General features: G+C 67.8%; 13 protein-coding genes. 2 read left to right on the forward strand and 11 right to left on the reverse strand.

The features are described 5' to 3' along the window. Both JNL31_RS01985 and lpdA read left to right on the forward strand, forming a co-directional pair. Positions 1 to 354: 2-oxo acid dehydrogenase subunit E2 (locus JNL31_RS01985; protein WP_294969206.1), on the forward strand; the 354-nt coding region annotated here is incomplete at its 5' end. Continuing rightward, entirely contained in the window at positions 351 to 1,724 is a 1,374-nt protein-coding gene (gene lpdA / locus JNL31_RS01990) for a dihydrolipoyl dehydrogenase (RefSeq protein WP_294969209.1), read from the forward strand. The genes JNL31_RS01985 and lpdA, both read left to right, overlap by 4 nt. Before the next feature lie 22 nt (positions 1,725 to 1,746). Here lpdA and JNL31_RS01995 read toward each other — a convergent pair whose 3' ends face one another. The 11 genes from JNL31_RS01995 to JNL31_RS02045 form a co-directional block, all read right to left on the reverse strand. Continuing rightward, the gene (locus JNL31_RS01995) at positions 1,747 to 2,823 is read right to left on the reverse strand and encodes a branched-chain amino acid aminotransferase (RefSeq protein ID WP_294969212.1); all 1,077 of its coding nucleotides are present in this window, start codon (positions 2,821 to 2,823) and stop codon (positions 1,747 to 1,749) included. Between the two features lie 22 nt (positions 2,824 to 2,845). Next, positions 2,846 to 3,367, reverse strand: coding sequence for a hypothetical protein (locus JNL31_RS02000; RefSeq protein ID WP_294969215.1), 522 nt, complete (start codon positions 3,365 to 3,367; stop codon positions 2,846 to 2,848). Beyond that, on the reverse strand, positions 3,360 to 6,167 hold the full coding sequence (locus tag JNL31_RS02005; RefSeq protein ID WP_294969218.1) for a 2Fe-2S iron-sulfur cluster-binding protein: 2,808 nt from the start codon (positions 6,165 to 6,167) through the stop codon (positions 3,360 to 3,362). The genes JNL31_RS02000 and JNL31_RS02005 overlap by 8 nt, the downstream gene beginning before the upstream one ends. Further along, positions 6,164 to 6,421: a sarcosine oxidase subunit delta gene (locus JNL31_RS02010; protein ID WP_294969220.1), complete on the reverse strand. Its 258-nt coding sequence runs from the start codon at positions 6,419 to 6,421 to the stop codon at positions 6,164 to 6,166. Before JNL31_RS02010 ends, JNL31_RS02005 begins: the two co-directional genes overlap by 4 nt. A gap of 7 nt (positions 6,422 to 6,428) precedes the next feature. Next, complete coding sequence (locus JNL31_RS02015) at positions 6,429 to 7,682, reverse strand: sarcosine oxidase subunit beta family protein (protein ID WP_294969223.1); 1,254 nt, start codon at positions 7,680 to 7,682, stop codon at positions 6,429 to 6,431. Between the two features lie 5 nt (positions 7,683 to 7,687). Continuing rightward, positions 7,688 to 10,099, reverse strand: a complete 2,412-nt coding sequence (locus JNL31_RS02020; RefSeq protein ID WP_294969225.1) for an FAD-dependent oxidoreductase — start codon at positions 10,097 to 10,099, stop codon at positions 7,688 to 7,690. Positions 10,100 to 10,226: 127 nt separating this feature from the next. Next, positions 10,227 to 10,907, reverse strand: a complete 681-nt coding sequence (locus JNL31_RS02025) for a TetR/AcrR family transcriptional regulator (RefSeq protein WP_294969228.1) — start codon at positions 10,905 to 10,907, stop codon at positions 10,227 to 10,229. A gap of 120 nt (positions 10,908 to 11,027) precedes the next feature. After that, the gene (locus JNL31_RS02030; RefSeq protein WP_294969231.1) at positions 11,028 to 12,638 is read right to left on the reverse strand and encodes an ABC transporter ATP-binding protein; all 1,611 of its coding nucleotides are present in this window, start codon (positions 12,636 to 12,638) and stop codon (positions 11,028 to 11,030) included. Between the two features lie 2 nt (positions 12,639 to 12,640). After that, positions 12,641 to 13,468, reverse strand: a complete 828-nt coding sequence (locus tag JNL31_RS02035; RefSeq protein WP_294969235.1) for an ABC transporter permease — start codon at positions 13,466 to 13,468, stop codon at positions 12,641 to 12,643. A 1-nt stretch (position 13,469) separates the two neighbouring features. After that, complete coding sequence (locus JNL31_RS02040; protein ID WP_294969238.1) at positions 13,470 to 14,426, reverse strand: ABC transporter permease; 957 nt, start codon at positions 14,424 to 14,426, stop codon at positions 13,470 to 13,472. A gap of 19 nt (positions 14,427 to 14,445) precedes the next feature. Then, on the reverse strand, positions 14,446 to 16,017 hold the full coding sequence (locus JNL31_RS02045; protein WP_294969240.1) for an ABC transporter substrate-binding protein: 1,572 nt from the start codon (positions 16,015 to 16,017) through the stop codon (positions 14,446 to 14,448). Between the last annotated feature and the right edge of the window lie 182 nt (positions 16,018 to 16,199).

The following is a 16,199-nucleotide window of genomic DNA, read 5'->3' on the forward strand; positions in this document are numbered from 1 at the left end:
GGCCTTTTCGCGACGGCGGCCGAAATCCTTCGTCTTGCCGAAGCTGCCCGCTCCGGCAAGGCCACGCGCGAGGAGCTGACGGGATCGACGATCACCGTCTCTTCGCTGGGGCCGCTGGGAGGGATCGCGACGACGCCGATCCTGAATGCGCCGGAAGTGGTGATCATCGGGATCAACAAGGTCGCCGTGCGGCCGGTCTGGGACGGAAGCGGCTTCGCGCCGCGCCGGATGATGAACCTATCGGCCAGCTTCGACCATCGCGTCATCGACGGCTGGGATGCGGCGACCTTTGTCCGGCGGTTGAAGGCGCTGCTTGAACAGCCTGCGCTGATCTTCATGGGGTCGGAGGCATGAGGCAGGATCGCTGCAAGGTACTGGTGATCGGGGCCGGGCCGGGGGGCTATGTCTGCGCGCTGCGCTCGGCGCAGGCGGGGCTGGATACCATGGTGGTCGAGGCGGCAGCGCCGGGCGGCACCTGCCTGAACGTGGGCTGCATCCCGTCGAAAGCGCTGATCCATGCCGCGGATGCGTTTCATGCCGCCGTGCAGATGGCCGCCGACAACCCGCTTGGCATCCGCGCGTCGGTGCCCAGCATCGACCTGGCCCGCACGATGGCCTGGAAGGACGGCATCGTCGCCCGGCTGACCGGCGGGGTGACGGGGCTGATGGCGAAGGCCGGGGTGCGGCTGGTGCAGGGACAGGCCTGCATTCTTGACGGCAAGAGCGTGGAGGTCCTGACTGCCGAGGGGCCGGTCCGGATCGTGACCGAGCATCTGGTCATCGCCACCGGCTCGCGTCCGGTGGACCTGCCGGACCTGCCCTTTGGCGGTGATGTGCTGTCCTCGACCGGGGCGCTGGCGCTGGCGGAGGTGCCGAAGCGGCTGGCGGTGGTTGGCGGCGGCTACATCGGGCTGGAGATCGGCACGGCGCTGGCCAAGATGGGCGCGCAGGTGACGGTGGTGGAGGCCGGACCGCGCATCCTGCCGCAGTATGATGCCGAGCTGACGCGCCCGGTTGCAGCAAGGCTGAAGGCGCTGGGGGTGGAGGTGTTGACCGGCGCGCGCGCCATTGGCCATGCAGCGGGGGTGCTGACGGTGGATACCGCCGATGGCAGGCGCGAGGTGGGGGCCGACAAGGTGCTGGTCACGGTCGGGCGCGCGCCGGTGACGCAGGGCTTCGGGTTGGAGACGCTGGGCCTGACGATGGCGGGGGCGTTCGTTGCCATCGACGCGCGCTGCCGTACCTCGATGCGCGAGGTCTATGCGATCGGCGACGTGACCGGCGAGCCGATGCTGGCACATCGCGCGATGGCGCAGGGGGCGATGGTGGCGGCGGTCATCGCGGGCGGGCGCGAGGACTGGGACAAGCGCGCGATCCCGGCGGTCTGCTACACCGACCCCGAGATCGTCACCGTCGGCCTTTTGCCCGGAGCTGCCAAGGGCGCTGCGGTGGCGACGTTTCCCTTTGCCGGAAACGGTCGCGCGCTGAGCCTTGGGCGTGACGATGGCTTTGTGCGCATCGTGCATGACCGTGACAGCGGTCTGGTCCTGGGCGTGCAGGCGGTGGGTGCCGGGGTGTCGGAACTGGCGGGGGAATTCGCGCTGGCGCTGGAAATGGCGGCGACGCTGACCGACCTGGCCGAGACGGTCCACGCCCACCCGACCCTGGGCGAGACGGTGCAGGAAGCGGCGCTGAAGGGGTTGGGCCGGGCGCTGCACCTGTGAGGGAGCGCCCGGCCCGGGGTCATCAGCCGATGGTGCGGACCCAGCCGTAGGGGTCGTTCGACTGGCCGCGTTGCAGGCTGACCAGCGCCTCGCGCAGACGGCGGGTGACGGGGCCGGTCTGGCCGTCGCCGATCAGGAACTCGCCCCCGTCATGGCGGACCTTGCCGATCCCCGCGACCACGGCGGCGGTGCCGCAGGCGAAGGCCTCGACGAGGTGGCCGCTGGCGGCGTCGGCCTGCCACTGGTCGAAGGCATAGGGCCGTTCCTCGATGGCGGTCCCCGCATCGGACGCAAGCTGCATCAGCGACTTGCGGGTGATGCCGGGCAGGATGGTACCGGTCAGCGGCGGGGTGATCACGCTGCCGTCCTTGAACACGAAGAACACGTTCATGCCCCCCAGCTCCTCGACCCAGCGGCGTTCGGCGGCGTCGAGGAACACCACCTGATCGCAGCCATGCGCCGAAGCCTCGGCCTGGGCGATCAGGCTGGCGGCATAGTTGCCGCCGCATTTCGCCGCCCCGGTGCCGCCGGTCGCGGCGCGGGTATAGGCCTGCGAGGCCCAGATGGTGACAGCCTTCTCGCCGCCCTTGAAATAGGGACCGACGGGCGAGGCGATGACGCAGAAGATGTATTCCCGCGCCGGGCGGACACCCAGGAACGCCTCGGAGGCGAACATGAAGGGCCGCAGGTAGAGGCTGCCCTCGCCCTCGGGCACCCAGACGGCATCCTGCGCGACCAGCTTCTGCACGGCGTCAAGGAACACCTCCTCGGGCAGTTCCGGCATCGCCATCCGGCGGGCCGAGGCGTTGAAGCGCCCGGCATTTTCGTCGGGGCGGAACAGCACGATGCGGTTGCCCGGCTGGCGATAGGCCTTCATGCCCTCGAAGATTTCCTGCGCGTAATGCAGCACGCTGGTCGCCGGGTCGAGCGGGAAGGGTGCGCGGGCGGTGATCTGGGCTGAATGCCAGCCCCGCCCCTCGGTCCAGCGGATGACCACCATGTGGTCGGTGAAAAGCGTGCCGAAGCCCAGAGCCTTGAAGGCCTCGACGCGATCGGCCTCGGGCAGGGGTGCCGGATTCGGATGGATATCGAAGTGCATTCTGTTCCCGTGAGTTGTTCTGTTACTCCGAATACGCCGCAAGTCCGGTCGCGGCAATCCAGTCCAGCACAAAGGCCGTCAATCCGCGGTCAATGTGCAGCCGAAGGCCCTGCGGGTCGCGGCAGAGCGCGGCGATCTGCCCGGCGAAGAGCAGCGCGGCAGAGGGGCCGGGCGCGCGCGGGTCGATGGCGGTTGCGCGGACGAAGAGCTCCATCGCGTTCGCGCCGCCGATGTGAAGCACAGCAAGCGCCCCGGTCATCGGGGTGATGGCGATGCCGTCCCGCCAGCCGGCCGCCGCGTGATCCGCCGTCAGCCCGACGGCGAGCATCCGGTTGCGCGCCAGCCGCAGCGCATACCGGGTGTCGTCGACCTGCCCCAGCAGCCCCACGGGGGCGGACAGGGTCTGCGCCGCGCAAAACGCATCGAGATCGCCGCTGACCATCAACTGCGGCACGGCGGGCAGCACCCGCACGATCAGGCCATCGCCGCGCAGCGCGGCACCGGGGGCGGGGGCAGGGGGCCAGAAGGCGGCGCGGTCACGCATGAAGCCGCTCTCCTTTCGGGTCGAGGAAGCAGGGCGGGCAGAGCGTCGCGCGCCGCCGCTGGCCCAGGTGGTGCAGCGTGATCTCCTGCCCGTGGCGTTCGGCGCCGCGTTCGATCAGGCCAAGGGCGACGGGATGGTCGAGCGCCGCGCCGGGATGGCTGGAGGTGATATAGCCGATGGAGCGTGGTGTTGTGCCGGACAGGTCGATGCCATGCGCGCCGACCGGCAGCGGGCCGAACCCGTCGGCGGGCAGAAGGCCGACGAGCTGGTTGCGGTCGGCCCGCTGCGCCTCGTCGGTGAAGAGCGAGCGGCGGCCAAGGAAATCCACCTTCTTCGCCTTCATCGGCCCGCTGACCCCAAGGTCCATCGGTCGGGTCATGCCGTCGGTGTCCTTGCCGATGACGATGAAACCCTTCTCGGCCCGCAGGATCATCAGCGCCTCGATCCCGATCGGCCCGCCGCCCTCGGCCCGGGCGGCAGCGGCCAGCCGGTCCCACAGCGGCGGGGCAAGGTCCTGCCGAACCGACACTTCATAGGATCGGTCGCCGGTGAAGCTGACCCGGGTCAGGCGCAGTGCAGCCTCGCCGCTGCCATGCCAGCGCGTCGTCATGTGCGGGAAGGCCGTGTCGGACAGGTCGGCGTCGATGCCGGCGGCGGCCAGTGTCGCGCGCGCCTTCGGGCCACTGACCGTGAGGGTCGCGGTTTCGGCGGTGGCATCGTGAATGGCGATCCGCGCGGCGGGAAAGCGATCCTGCCGCCATTCTTCCAGCAGCCCATGCACGCCCGCGACATGCGCGGAGGAGCAGGACACGACGAAGCGGTGGTCGTCCAGCCGCACCAGCACGCCATCGTCATAGACCACGCCGCTTTCCGCCAGAATGAAGCCATAGCGGCACTGGCCCGGCTTCAGGGTGGAGACGGTGTTGTAGTGGATGAAATCGAGGAAGGCGGCGGCGTCGGGGCCGATCACCTCGATCTTGCCGAGGGGCGAGGCGTCGAACAGGCCGACGGCGGCGCGGGCCAGTTTCGCCTCGGCCAGGATGGCGCTGTCATCGCTGCCGTAATGCGCCGGGCGCAGCCAGCCGCCATAGTCGCCGAGGCTTGCGCCGATCTCGCGGTGGCGGGCCTCGCAGGCCAGCCGCCGGACCGGGTTCATCCGCGACCCGCCGCGCGGCCCGGCGAGGCTGGTATAGGGCACCGGCGCAAACGGCGGGCGGTAGGTGGTGGTCCCCACCTCGGGGATACTGCGCCCGGTCAGCGCCCCCATCAGCGCCATCCCGGCGAGGTTCGAGGTCTTGCCCTGGTCGGTCGCCATGCCAAGCGTGGTGTAGCGCTTCAGGTGCTCGACCGAGACCATGTTTTCGCGCGCGGCAAGCTCCACATCCTTGGCGGTCACATCGTGTTGCAGGTCGATCCAGACCCGCCCCGGCTGACCGGGCCTGGGCCAGAGGGGCGTGATGTCATAGGGCGCGGAGTCGGCCACCGGCACATCGGGCAGGCCAAGCGTTTCGGGCAGGGCGGCAAGCGCCTCGGCCAGCGCGAAATGACCGGCGGCGGCGCCGACCGTGACCAGGCCAGCCACAGGCGCTTCGGGAACGAAGCTGAGCCGCGCGTCGTCCCAGCGCAGGCGTCCTTTCGCCTGGGCATGGAGGTGGACGGTTGCGGTGAACCCGCCCGAGACCAGAACGCAGTCGCAAGGGATGCGGGTGCCGTCTTCCAGCACGACCCCCGTCACCATGCGACGCCCCAGCGCGCGGGCGACGCGACGGCCTTGGCGGGCATCGACCACCGTCACCTCGGCCCCGGCGGCGGTCATGGCGGCAGCCACCTCGTCGGTCGAGCTGTTGTTGGTGGCGACGACGATCCGCAGCCCCGGCAGCACGGCCTGCCGCCGCAGGTAGCCAAGCGCCGCCTCTGCCGACATCACCCCGGGCAGGTCGTTGGCGGCAAAGGGCAGCGGGCGTTCGACGGCGCCCGCCGCCAGCACGATGCGCCGGGGCCGCACGCGCCACAGCCGGTCGGGGCCGTCGTCCCGCCGCTGGTTCAACGCGATCAGGCCGTGGTCATAGATGCCGAAGGCGGTGGTGCGGGTCAGCACGGTCACGCCAAGCTGGCGCAGGTCGGCCTCTGCCGCAGCCAGCCAGTTGGCGCCGGGCATCCCGTCAATCCGGGCCGAGCGGAACAGAAGGCTGCCGCCGATCCGGCTGCCGTCATCGACCAGGACCACGCTTTCGCCGCTTCGCGACAGCCCCAGCGCGGCGGCGATGCCGACCGGCCCGGCCCCGACGACGACCGTATCGCAATGGTGGTTCCGCTGGTCGCCGTCCGGGAGCGGAGCGGAAGACGGCTTGATCCGCCCAAGCCCGGCCATGCGGCGGATGGCCGGTTCGTAGACGTGCCAGTTCGGCCAGAAGAAGGTCTTGTAGTAGAAGGCCGAGGGCAGGAACCGCGCGAAAAGGTCCAGAAACCCCAGCCGGTCCGCCCGGGCGGAGGGCGAGCTGTTGGCCGACCGCAAGTCCAGCCCGTCCCGGGCCGGTTCCAGCGTGACCCGCAGGTTCGGGTGGAAGCGGGGGCCGTCGGTGGCATCGGCGTAGACGTTCGGCTCTTCGGTTCCCGCGCCCCAGATCCCGCGCGGACGGCGATACTTGAAGCTGCGGCCAAGCACGCGCTCGCCCGACGCGAGGAGCGCCGAGGCCAGCGTGTCGCCGTGGAACCCCTGCACCGGGCGACCATCGAAAGTGAAGCTCAGCGGGCGGCTGCGGTCGACCTCGCCCCCCTCGGGCAGTCGGCGGGCGGTCATGGCTGATCCCCCAGGGCGCGGCCGGGCAATGCCGTCATCGTCACGGTGTCGCGGTGCATCTTGAACAACTCGCCACACGGGATGTGCAGCCAGATCTCCTCGGCCGCGCCGCGCGGATTGGTGCGGAAGTGCAGGTACTGCGCCCAGGCCTCGGGCGAGCAGTCGGGAGCGGGGCGGTGGTTGCCAAGCTCGCCGCCGAAGTGGAATTCGGGTTCGGGACGGGGGCCGCAGAAGGGGCAGGAAAAGATCTGCATCAGGTCCTCAATGCGCGATGCCGGAACCCGCAGCCTCGTCGATCAGCCGGCCGGTGGTGAAACGGTCCAGATCGAAGGGGCGCGAGATGTCGTGGTGCTGGCCGGTGGCCATCAGATGCGCCAGCAGCACGCCTCCGGCCGGGATCGACTTGAACCCCCCGGTACCCCAGCCGCAGTTGAGGAAAAGCCCCGGTAGCGGGCTTTCGCCAAGGATGGGAGAGCTGTCGGGCACCACGTCGACGATGCCCGCCCATTGCCGCATCAGGTTCAGCTGGCGGAAAGCGGGGAACATTTCCACAAGGCCGGAGAGCACGGTTTCCAGCACCGGCAGGTTGCCGCGCTGGCCGTAGGACGGGATGCGGTCCAGCCCACCGCCCACCACCATCTCGCCCTTGTCGGACTGGCTGGCATAGGTGCCTGCGCCGGGGGACAGGACCACGGTATCCAGGATCGGCTTCACCGGTTCCGACACGCAGGCCTGCAAGGCGTAAGAGGTGACCGGCAGGCGGAACCCCGCCTTCGCCGCCATCTGCGACGAATGCCCGGCAACGGCGAGGCCGACCTTGTCGGCGCGGATCGCCCCGCTCGCGGTGACGACGCCCCGGCAGCGACCGCCCTCGATCAGGAAATCCGTGACCTCGCATTGCTGAAGGATATGGACCCCCAGCCGCGCGGCGGCGCGGGCATAGCCCCAGGCGACGGCATCGTGGCGCGCGGTGCCCGACCGGCCCTGCCAGACCCCGCCAAGGGCCGGATAGCGCGCCTTCGGTCCGAAGTTGTAGATCGGCAGCACGCGCTTCACGTCCTCGGGGCCGAAAAGCTCGGCGTCGGTGCCGTTGATCTGCATGGCGTTCACCACGCGGGCCGCCATCTCCATCTCGGCGGGCGTATGGGCCAGGCTGATCATGCCGCGCTGCGACAGCATGATGTTGTAGTTCAGCTCGCGGCTGAGGCCTTCGTAGAGCTTCAGCGCCATGTCGTAGAGCCGCACGCTTTCCGGGAAGAAGTAGTTCGACCGCACGACCGTGGTGTTGCGCCCGGTGTTGCCGCCGCCCAGCCAGCCCTTTTCCACCACCGCCACATCGGTGATGCCGTGCTGTTTCGCCAGGTAATAGGCGGTCGCCAGCCCGTGCCCGCCGCCGCCCACGATCACCATGTCGTAGCGCGGCTTCGGCTCCGGGCTTTCCCAGGCCTTTGCCCAGCCCTTCTGGCCCGCCAGACCTTCTTTCAGCAGCGAAAGCGCGGAATAATGCCGTGTCATCGGGATCAGCCGCGCATCGCCACGCCACTTGGGTCATGCGGCGAGGCGGCGATCACCTCGGCGGCGACCTCTTGCCCGACGATGTGCAGGCTGAGAGCCGTTCCCGGAGAGGAAACCGCGCGATCGACCATCGCCATCGCAAGGCTTTGCCCGACCGTATGGCCATAGCCGCCGGAGGTGACGAAGCCCACCAGCCTGCCGTCCTGCCAGACCGGTTCATAGCCGGAGGCATCGGCATCTGTCGCGGCGACCTTGAGCGTCACCAGAACGCGGGCCGACGGATTGTCGCGTTCGGCCAGAGCGGCGGCGCGACCGGTGAAATCGCCCTTGTCCCAGTCGATGAAGCGATCCATCCCCGTCTCGCCCGGTGTATAGCCTTGCGTGAACTCGCGCGACCAGATGCCGAAGCTCTTCTCCAGCCGCAGCGACAGGACGGCGTTGAAGCCGATTTCGCGGAGGCCGAACTCCTGCCCTGCCGCCAGCAGCAGACGGCGCAGGGTCGCGTGTTCCAGTGCGCCGACGTTGATCTCGTAGCCCAGCTCGCCGGTGACCGACATGCGCGCGACCTTCGTGCGCAGCAGGCCGATGTCGAGCCGGGCCAGCCCCATGAACGGCAGGGCGGCGGCGGACACATCCTGATGCGTCAGCTTGCGCAGCACATCGCGCGACTTGGGGCCGACCAGGGCAAAGCCGCCCACGCTGTCGGAAATGTCGCGGACCACGGCATCCGGCGCGGCGTGATCCTGAAACCAGCGCATGTGCCATTCGCGCAGGTAGTAGGAGCCCATGATCCACCAGGTCCCGTCGCCCCAGTTCAGGATCGACAGGTCGCCCTTGAGCTTGCCGTTCTGGCCCAGCATCGGCGCAAGGGCGGCGCGGCCGGGTTTCGGCAGCTTGCAGGCGAAGGTGCGGTCGAGCCAGGCCTTTGCGCCGGGGCCGGTGACTTCATAGCGCGAGAAGGCGGTGATATCGAGAAGGCCCACGCCGTCGCGGGCGGCCTTGGCCTCGGCGGCGATCAGGTCGAAGGCGTTCGACCGTTTCAGGGTTGGCACCTCCTCGAAGCCCTCGGGCGCGAAGTAGAGCGGTTGCTCCAGCCCCCAGCCCGCCCCCCAGCGGCAGCCTGCGGCGGTCATGCCGTCATAGGCGCCGGGGGTCTTCAGCACCCGACCGGCGGGCAGCTGTTCGTTCGGGTAGGACATCACGAAGCGGCGCGAGTAGAACTGGCCAGTGGTCTGGCGGATGAATTCGCGGCTGGCGGCGAAATCGCCGTAGCGGGCGATGTCCATGCCGTAGATGTCGGCCTCCGGCTCGCCGTGGATCATCCATTCGGCCAGCGACTTGCCGACGCCGCCGCCTTGCAGGAACCCGGCCATCACCCCGCAGGCGACCCAGTAGTTGCGCAGCCCGCGCACCGGGCCGACCAGCGGGTTGCCGTCGGGCGAAAAGGTGAAGGCGCCGTTCACCCAGCGCTTGACCCCGGCGGTGTTCAGGCAGGGAAAGCGCTGGAAGCCAAGACCCATCTCATGCTCGATGCGGCCAAGGTCCTCCTGGATCAGCTCGATGCCGAAGTCCCAGGGCGCGCCATCCATGTTCCAGTGCTTGAAATCGCGTTCATAGATGCCAAGCAGCAGGCCCTTCTGTTCTTGCCTTGTGTAGGTGAAGCCTTCAAGATCGACGATCAGCGGGATTTCCCGGTCCATCGCGGCGAGTTCCGGGATGGTTTCGGTGACGAGGTAGTGGTGTTCCATCGGCGTCACCGGCAGGTCTATGCCTGCCATCCGCCCCACCTGCTTGGCCCAGAGCCCGCCCGCGTTCACCACATGCTCGGCGGTGATCAGGCCCTTGTCGGTGATGACTTCCCACATCCCGTCGGCGCGCTGGCGCAGGCTTTCGACCCGGGTGTGTTCCAGGATGTCGGCCCCGCGCATCTTGGCGGCGCGCGCATAGGCATGAACCACGGCGGAAGGGTCGATATGGCCTTCGCGGTCGCTCCACATGCCGCCGATGATGCCTTCGGTGGAGATGATCGGGCAGCGGGCCTTGATCTCGTCGGGCCCGATCAGTTCCACATCGTCGATGCCAAGCGACTGGAAGGTGCGGTAGGCCGATTGCAGCCATTCCCAGCGGGCGGGCGCGCAGGCGACGGAGATGCCGCCCGTCATGTGCATTCCGATGTTGATACCGGATTCGGCGCCGACCTCGGTCAGAAGGTCGATGGTGTAGGCCTGCAACGACGCGATGTTCGGATCGGCGTTCAGAGCGTGGAAACCGCCTGCGGCGTGCCAGCTTGATCCGGCGGTCAGCACGTCGCGTTCCAGGATCGCGACATCGGTCCAGCCGAATTTCGCCAGGTGATAGGCGATCGAAGCCCCGACCACGCCACCGCCGATGATGGCAACCCGATACTGATTCTTCATCGCGTCCCTCCGCTTTGCCGGAACGGTGTCACATAGGTACACTTATGTCCATTGCTTTCTCGATTCGACGGCACAACATGAAAACGCCGCCCCGGGGGCGGCGTTTCAGATGGCATTCGGCAGGGGGTCAGTCGCGGGCGCGGCGCAGCGGGCCAAGCACCTTGTCCTCGACCAGCTGCGTCAGTTCGCGGCATTGCGCTGCATCGGGCATGAGACCGGCGAAGATGTGCAGATAGGCCGGCCCATGCGAAAAGCGGACCGCCGGTTCCTCGAACTCTTCCAGCGTGTACTGGCCGATCTGGGTGAAATACAGGACGCGGGCGCGGATCAGCGCCTCTTCCTCGCCCAGGCCGTAGCGCAGGAACATCCGCCGCAAAGCATCCATCCGGATCTCGTCGGCCTGCAAGACCACCGATTTCACCGTGGCCGAGCGCCGTGCCCAGAGCCGCACCGCCATGTCGAGCGTCGGGTCGAACTGGCTGGAATCAACCCAGCATTCGAACACGTTGGTTATCGCGCGGATCACGTCCGGCGCGGGTCGCATCGCCCGTTCGATGATCGGGCTGGTGTTCTTGCGCAGCCATTCGTCCAGCATCGCCTTGTGCAGCGCCTCGCGGCTTTCGAAATGCCAGTAGAAGCTGGATCGCGCCACGTCCAGTTGCCGGGCCATGATCTGCACCTTGACCCGGTCGATGCCGTCTTCGACCAGAGTGCGCAAGGCGAGGTCGAGCCAGTCCTGCCGCGTCAGCGGTTGGGCGCGGTCTTCGGGGGCCGCCTCGGGGCGGGAGTGGTCGGTTCCGTCCTGCACAGTGGCCCTGGCCTTTCGCCGCCGATGGTGCCCGAGATTAGGAAGTTCAGCGTCCTTGGGCAATGGCTGCCAAGCCTTTCATGTCGCGGCACCCGCAAGGACAGGGTGCCGCATTAAGGTTCACTTATGTACGGTCTTTTCGGCCATCACAGCCTCCAGCCAGCCGGGTTTCATCTGCGGAACCGAGACGAGCAGATTGCGGGTATAGGGGTGCATCGGTTCGGCAAAGACCTCGGCGGTCGGGCCGACGGCAACGGTCTGGCCCTGAAGCAGGACCAGCGTGCGGTGCGCGATGCGGCGGACGATGCCGAGATCGTGGGTGATGAACAGGTAGGACAGGCCGAGTTCATCCTGCAACCGGACCAGAAGCCGCAGGATGTCGTCGGCGATCAGCTGGTCGAGCGCCGAGGTGGGTTCGTCGCAGATCAGGATGTCCGGCTCTGCGGCCAGGGCGCGGGCGATCGCCACGCGCTGCTTCTGGCCACCCGACAGCTGCGGCGGCTGGCGGTCGGCAAAGGCGGCGGGCAGGCCGACCAGCGCCAGCAGCTCCTCGACGCGGCTGCGCAGTCCGGCCCCCTTCAGCCCAAGACGCAGCGCCGCCGGTCGCCCGACGATCTTGCCGATGCTTTGCCGCGGGTTCAGCGACATGTCCGGCAACTGGTGGATCAACTGGATTCGCCGCAGTTCCTCGGCACTGCGGGACCGATATCCTTCGGGCAGCGGCCGACCGTCCAGCGCGACCCGCCCGGCCACCGGCGGCAGGAGCCCGGTCAGCACCTTCGCCAGCGTCGACTTGCCCGAACCGGATTCCCCCACCACGGCAAAGGTCTCGCCCCGGTGCAGGTCCAGCGTGACGCCCTGCAACACGCGGGTGCGGCCATAGGCGGCCTCTACCTTCTGCACCCGCAGGACCGGGGGGCCGGGATCGGCAGGCAGGGGCCGCATCATCGGCTGGCTGTGGTCGCGCTCGGCGACCAGCGCGGCGGTATAGCATTCGCGGGGGGCGGTGAGGATCTGGGCGCATGTGCCCAGTTCGACCATCTTGCCGCCGCGCAGCACCATGATCCGGTCGGCCAGTTGCGAGACCACGGCAAGATCGTGGCTGATGTAGAGCGCGGCGCTATGCTCCTCGGCGATGATCTTCTTGATCAGCGCCAGCACCTCAAGCTGGGTCGTCACGTCCAGCGCCGTCGTCGGTTCGTCGAAGACGAGGATGTCGGGGCGACCGATCACCGCCATCGCCGCCATCGCGCGCTGCAACTGGCCGCCTGACACTTCGTGCGGGTACTTGCGCGCCAGGGCCTGCGGATCGGGCAGGCCAAGCCGGCCTAGCAGCGCCACCGCGCGGGCCTGCGCCTCGGCCTTGGTCATCTGGCGGTGCCGCAGCGGGCTTTCGCAGATCTGGTCGACCAGCCGCATGGCCGGGTTGAACGAGGCGGCGGCGCTTTGCGCGACATAGGCGATCCGGACGCCGCGGTAGCCCTGCCGCCCCGTCACGCCGATGCGGCGCAGATCGGTGGCGTCGATGCGGATCTCGCCGCCGGTGATCCGGCACCCCGCCCGGGCATAGCCCATCGCGGCCAGCGCGATGGTGGACTTGCCCGCGCCGCTTTCGCCGATGAGGCCCAACACTTCGCCCCGCCGCAGGGTGAGCGACACATCGTCGACCAGCACATGCTCCTGCGCCTCGATGCGCAGGTTGCGGATTTCCAGGATCGGGTCTTGGGCCATGATCACAACTCCGCCGAGGCGCCCGAAGGACGGACGTTGCGGCTGAGCAGCCAGTCGACGATCAGGTTCACCGCCACAGTGACGATGGCGATGGCCAGCGCCGGCCAGATCGGGGCGAGGATGCCGAAGCTGATCGCCTGACCGTTCTCGCGCACCATGCCGCCCCAGTCGGCCTGCGGCGGCTGCACGCCAAGGCCCAGGAACGACAGGCTGGCGACGTAGAGAAAGTTGAAGCAGAACCGCAGCCCGAATTCCGAGATCAGCGGCGGCAGGGCGTTTGGCAGGATTTCGTGCGCCATGATCCAGGGCAGCGATTCCCCGCGCAGACGCGCGACGTCGACGAAATCGCGGGTGGCGACGTCCACCGCCACGGCCCGGGCCACCAGGTAGACACGCGTGGAATCGAGAAGCGCGATGGTCAGGATCAGCGTCGGGATCGACGACCCCAGAGCGGTCAGCACGATCAGCGCCATGATCAGCACCGGCACCGACAGGAACATGTCGATGACGCGCGAGAGAAAGGCGTCGACCCTTGGCCCGGCGACGGCAGCGAAGATGCCCAGCGAGACGCCAATGGCGAAGGAGAGAAGCGTCGTTACGAGCGCCAGCCCGATGGTGGTGCGCGCGCCCGAGATCACGCGGGATAGGATGTCGCGGCCGATGTTGTCGGTGCCCAGCCAGAATTCGGCGGACGGGCCGGACCAGGTGCGACCGACGGTGGTTTCCGGGTCATAGGGCACGATCCACGGCCCGATGAGCGCAAAGCCGATGAAAAGCGCCAGCACGATGATGCCGAAGATCGCGGTCGGCGGAATCCGGAGCCGGGTCATCTCATCTCCCCCTGTTCGGACTGCGCAGGCGCGGGTTCACCAGGACGGCCAGGATGTCGGAGACAAGGTTCAGCCCGATGAAGGCGATGCCGAAGATCAGCCCGCAGGCCTGAACGACCGGAATGTCGCGCTTGGCCACCGCGTCGACCATGTACTGCCCAAGGCCCGGATAGACGAAGACCACCTCGATCACCACGATGCCGACAACCAGATAGGCCAGGTTCATCGCCACCACGGCGATGATCGGGGCCGCCGCGTTGGGCAGGGCGTGGCGGGTGATGACCGCACCGCGCGGGACGCCCTTGAGGAAGGCCATCTCGATATAGGGCTGCGACATGACCGACAGGATCGAGGTCCGCGTCATCCGCATCATGTGCGCGGTGACAAGGCAGGCCAGCGCCACGATGGGCAGCACCATTGCGTGCAGCGATTCCCAGAACCCCATTTCGGGGAAGATGGTGGACAGGTTCGGGAACCACCCGAGCTTGACCGAGAACACCAGGATCAGGAGGTAGGCCGTGAAGAACTCGGGGAAGGAGATCGCGGCCAGCGCGCCGATGGCAAGGACACGGTCCAGGGCCGTGCCTTCGTGCGCGGCGGAAAGGATGCCAAGCCCGATCGCCAGCGGCACCGAGACCAGCGCCGTCAGCCCCGCCAGGCGCAGCGTGCTGACCAGGCGGGGCCAGATCGTCTCGGCGATGGGGGTCTGGGTGGTCAGCGACTGGCCAAGATCGCCGTGCAACAGATCCCACAGCCATTTGCCGTAGCGCAGAACCAGCGGGTCATCGAGCCCCAGCTGCTCGCGGAACCGGGCCAGGGTTTCCGGCGTGGCGCCGCGACCGAGGATTTCGGTCGCGGCGTCACCGGGCAGAAGGTTGGTGGCCACGAAGACCAGCACCGTCACGCTGATGAGCGTCACCAGGCCAAGCGCCAGGCGAATTGCGATGTAACGGCCCATCTGTCGCGGCCCCTTTTCGTCAGGCGAACCAGGCCTTTTCCGCAACCCGAAGGTCGCACATGCCGAAGCGCGGGTGCTTGTCGACGCCCATCACCGTGGTGGCATAGCCATCCAGCGTGTCGTTGATGGCAAAGACGATGTGCCCGGCCTCGTCCGACACCAGTTGCTGACAGGTGGCATACATTTCCTTGCGTTTCGCCTGGTCAAGTTCGACCCGCGCCTCGGCCAGAAGCTTGTCGAAGGTTTCGTTCTTCCAGTTGCTGTCGTTCATCGGCGAGGCGGTCGAATAGCTGACGGTCAGGCTTTCGTCCGCTGTCATCCGCGCGCCCCAGATCACCGCGCAGAACGGATCGACGCGCCAGACGTTCGACCAGTAGCCGTCGGCGGGCACCTTGTTCAGCTCCAGCTTGATCCCGGCGGGTTCCAGCGACTGCTGGAAGATCTGCGCGCAGTCGGGCGATGTCACCCAGGCACCCTCCGAGACGGTCAGGCGGAATTCGCTGCCGGTCAGCCCGGCCTCTTTCAGGTGGAAGGCGGCCTTGTCGGGGTCATAGGCGCGCTGCGGCAGGTCGGCGTTGAAGAACGGGTTCGACGGGGCGACGGTGTGGTCGTTGCCGATCGTCGCATAGCCGTTCAGCACGTTGTCGATGATCTTCTGCCGGTCGATGCCGTATTTCAGCGCCAGAACGGCGTTCTTGTTGGTGTAGGGGTCGTCCGAAACGCGGGCGCAGAACACATAGCGCAGGCCCGTGCCCTCGCCGCGCACGATGTGCAGGTTCGGCGCCTGCATCAGGAAGTCGACCGTGCGCGGGTCCAGCCGGTTGGCGCCGTCGATCTGGCCCGATTGCAGCGCCGAGGTCCGCGCCACGGCATCGGCGATGTAGCGGATTTCCACGGTGTCAAAGTTGCCGCGCCCGGGTTTCCAATAGTCGCCCCGGTTCTTGAACACGGCACGGACGCCCGGCTCGAAGCTTTCCACGACATAGGCGCCGGTCCCGATCGGGTTCGCCCAGTCGGTATGGCCGTCCGGCACGACGAGAAGGTGATAGTCGCCCAGCAGCGCCACGAAGTCGGCATTGCCCTGCGACAGCGTGATCTCGATCTGGGTGTCGGTGATCTTCTTGATGTCGGTGATCGGTTCCAGGTTGCCCTTCAGCTGAGAGACGGTTTCGCCCCGGTGCAGGTTGATCGAATAGATCACGTCCTGCGCGTCCAGCGTCTTGCCGTTCGAGAAGGTGACACCCTGGCGGATGTTGAAGGTCCAGACCTTCGCTCCCGGCGCGACCTCCCAGCTTTCGATCAGCTCAGGCTGCGGCTGGCCGGCGCCGTCGAATTCGATCAGGCCGTTCATCACCGCGTAGCAGAGGCTGATCGGCACTTCGTCCGAGAGCGTCATCGGGTTGAAGCTGTCGGTCGAGGTGCCGCCCTCCATGCCTAGGCGCAGCGTGCCGCCCTTCTTCGCCTCTTGCGCGTGCGCCGCGCGGGGCAACCAAAGGCCACCCGCCGTTACCAGCGCGCCAGCCGCCGCTGTTCCAAGGAACCCGCGGCGGGAAAGCAGTCCTGCCGACGTCCACCCGTTTCCGTCACGCATCCGTCATCTCCCTCTGTCGCCGTTGCGCCTGTCGAAGTTTTCAGTACATAACTGTACTTTTCACGATCTGCCAAGGCCCTTCTGAGCCTCATGCTGTCGAAGGGGCGGCCAGCGTCCACAGTTCTCTTGTAGATCATTGAAGTATCGTTATGATTTTCCAGATTCCGATTCTTCTTCGGGGG

This window comes from Tabrizicola sp. (assembly GCF_016792905.1).
In the GTDB taxonomy this organism is placed as follows: domain Bacteria; phylum Pseudomonadota; class Alphaproteobacteria; order Rhodobacterales; family Rhodobacteraceae; genus Tabrizicola.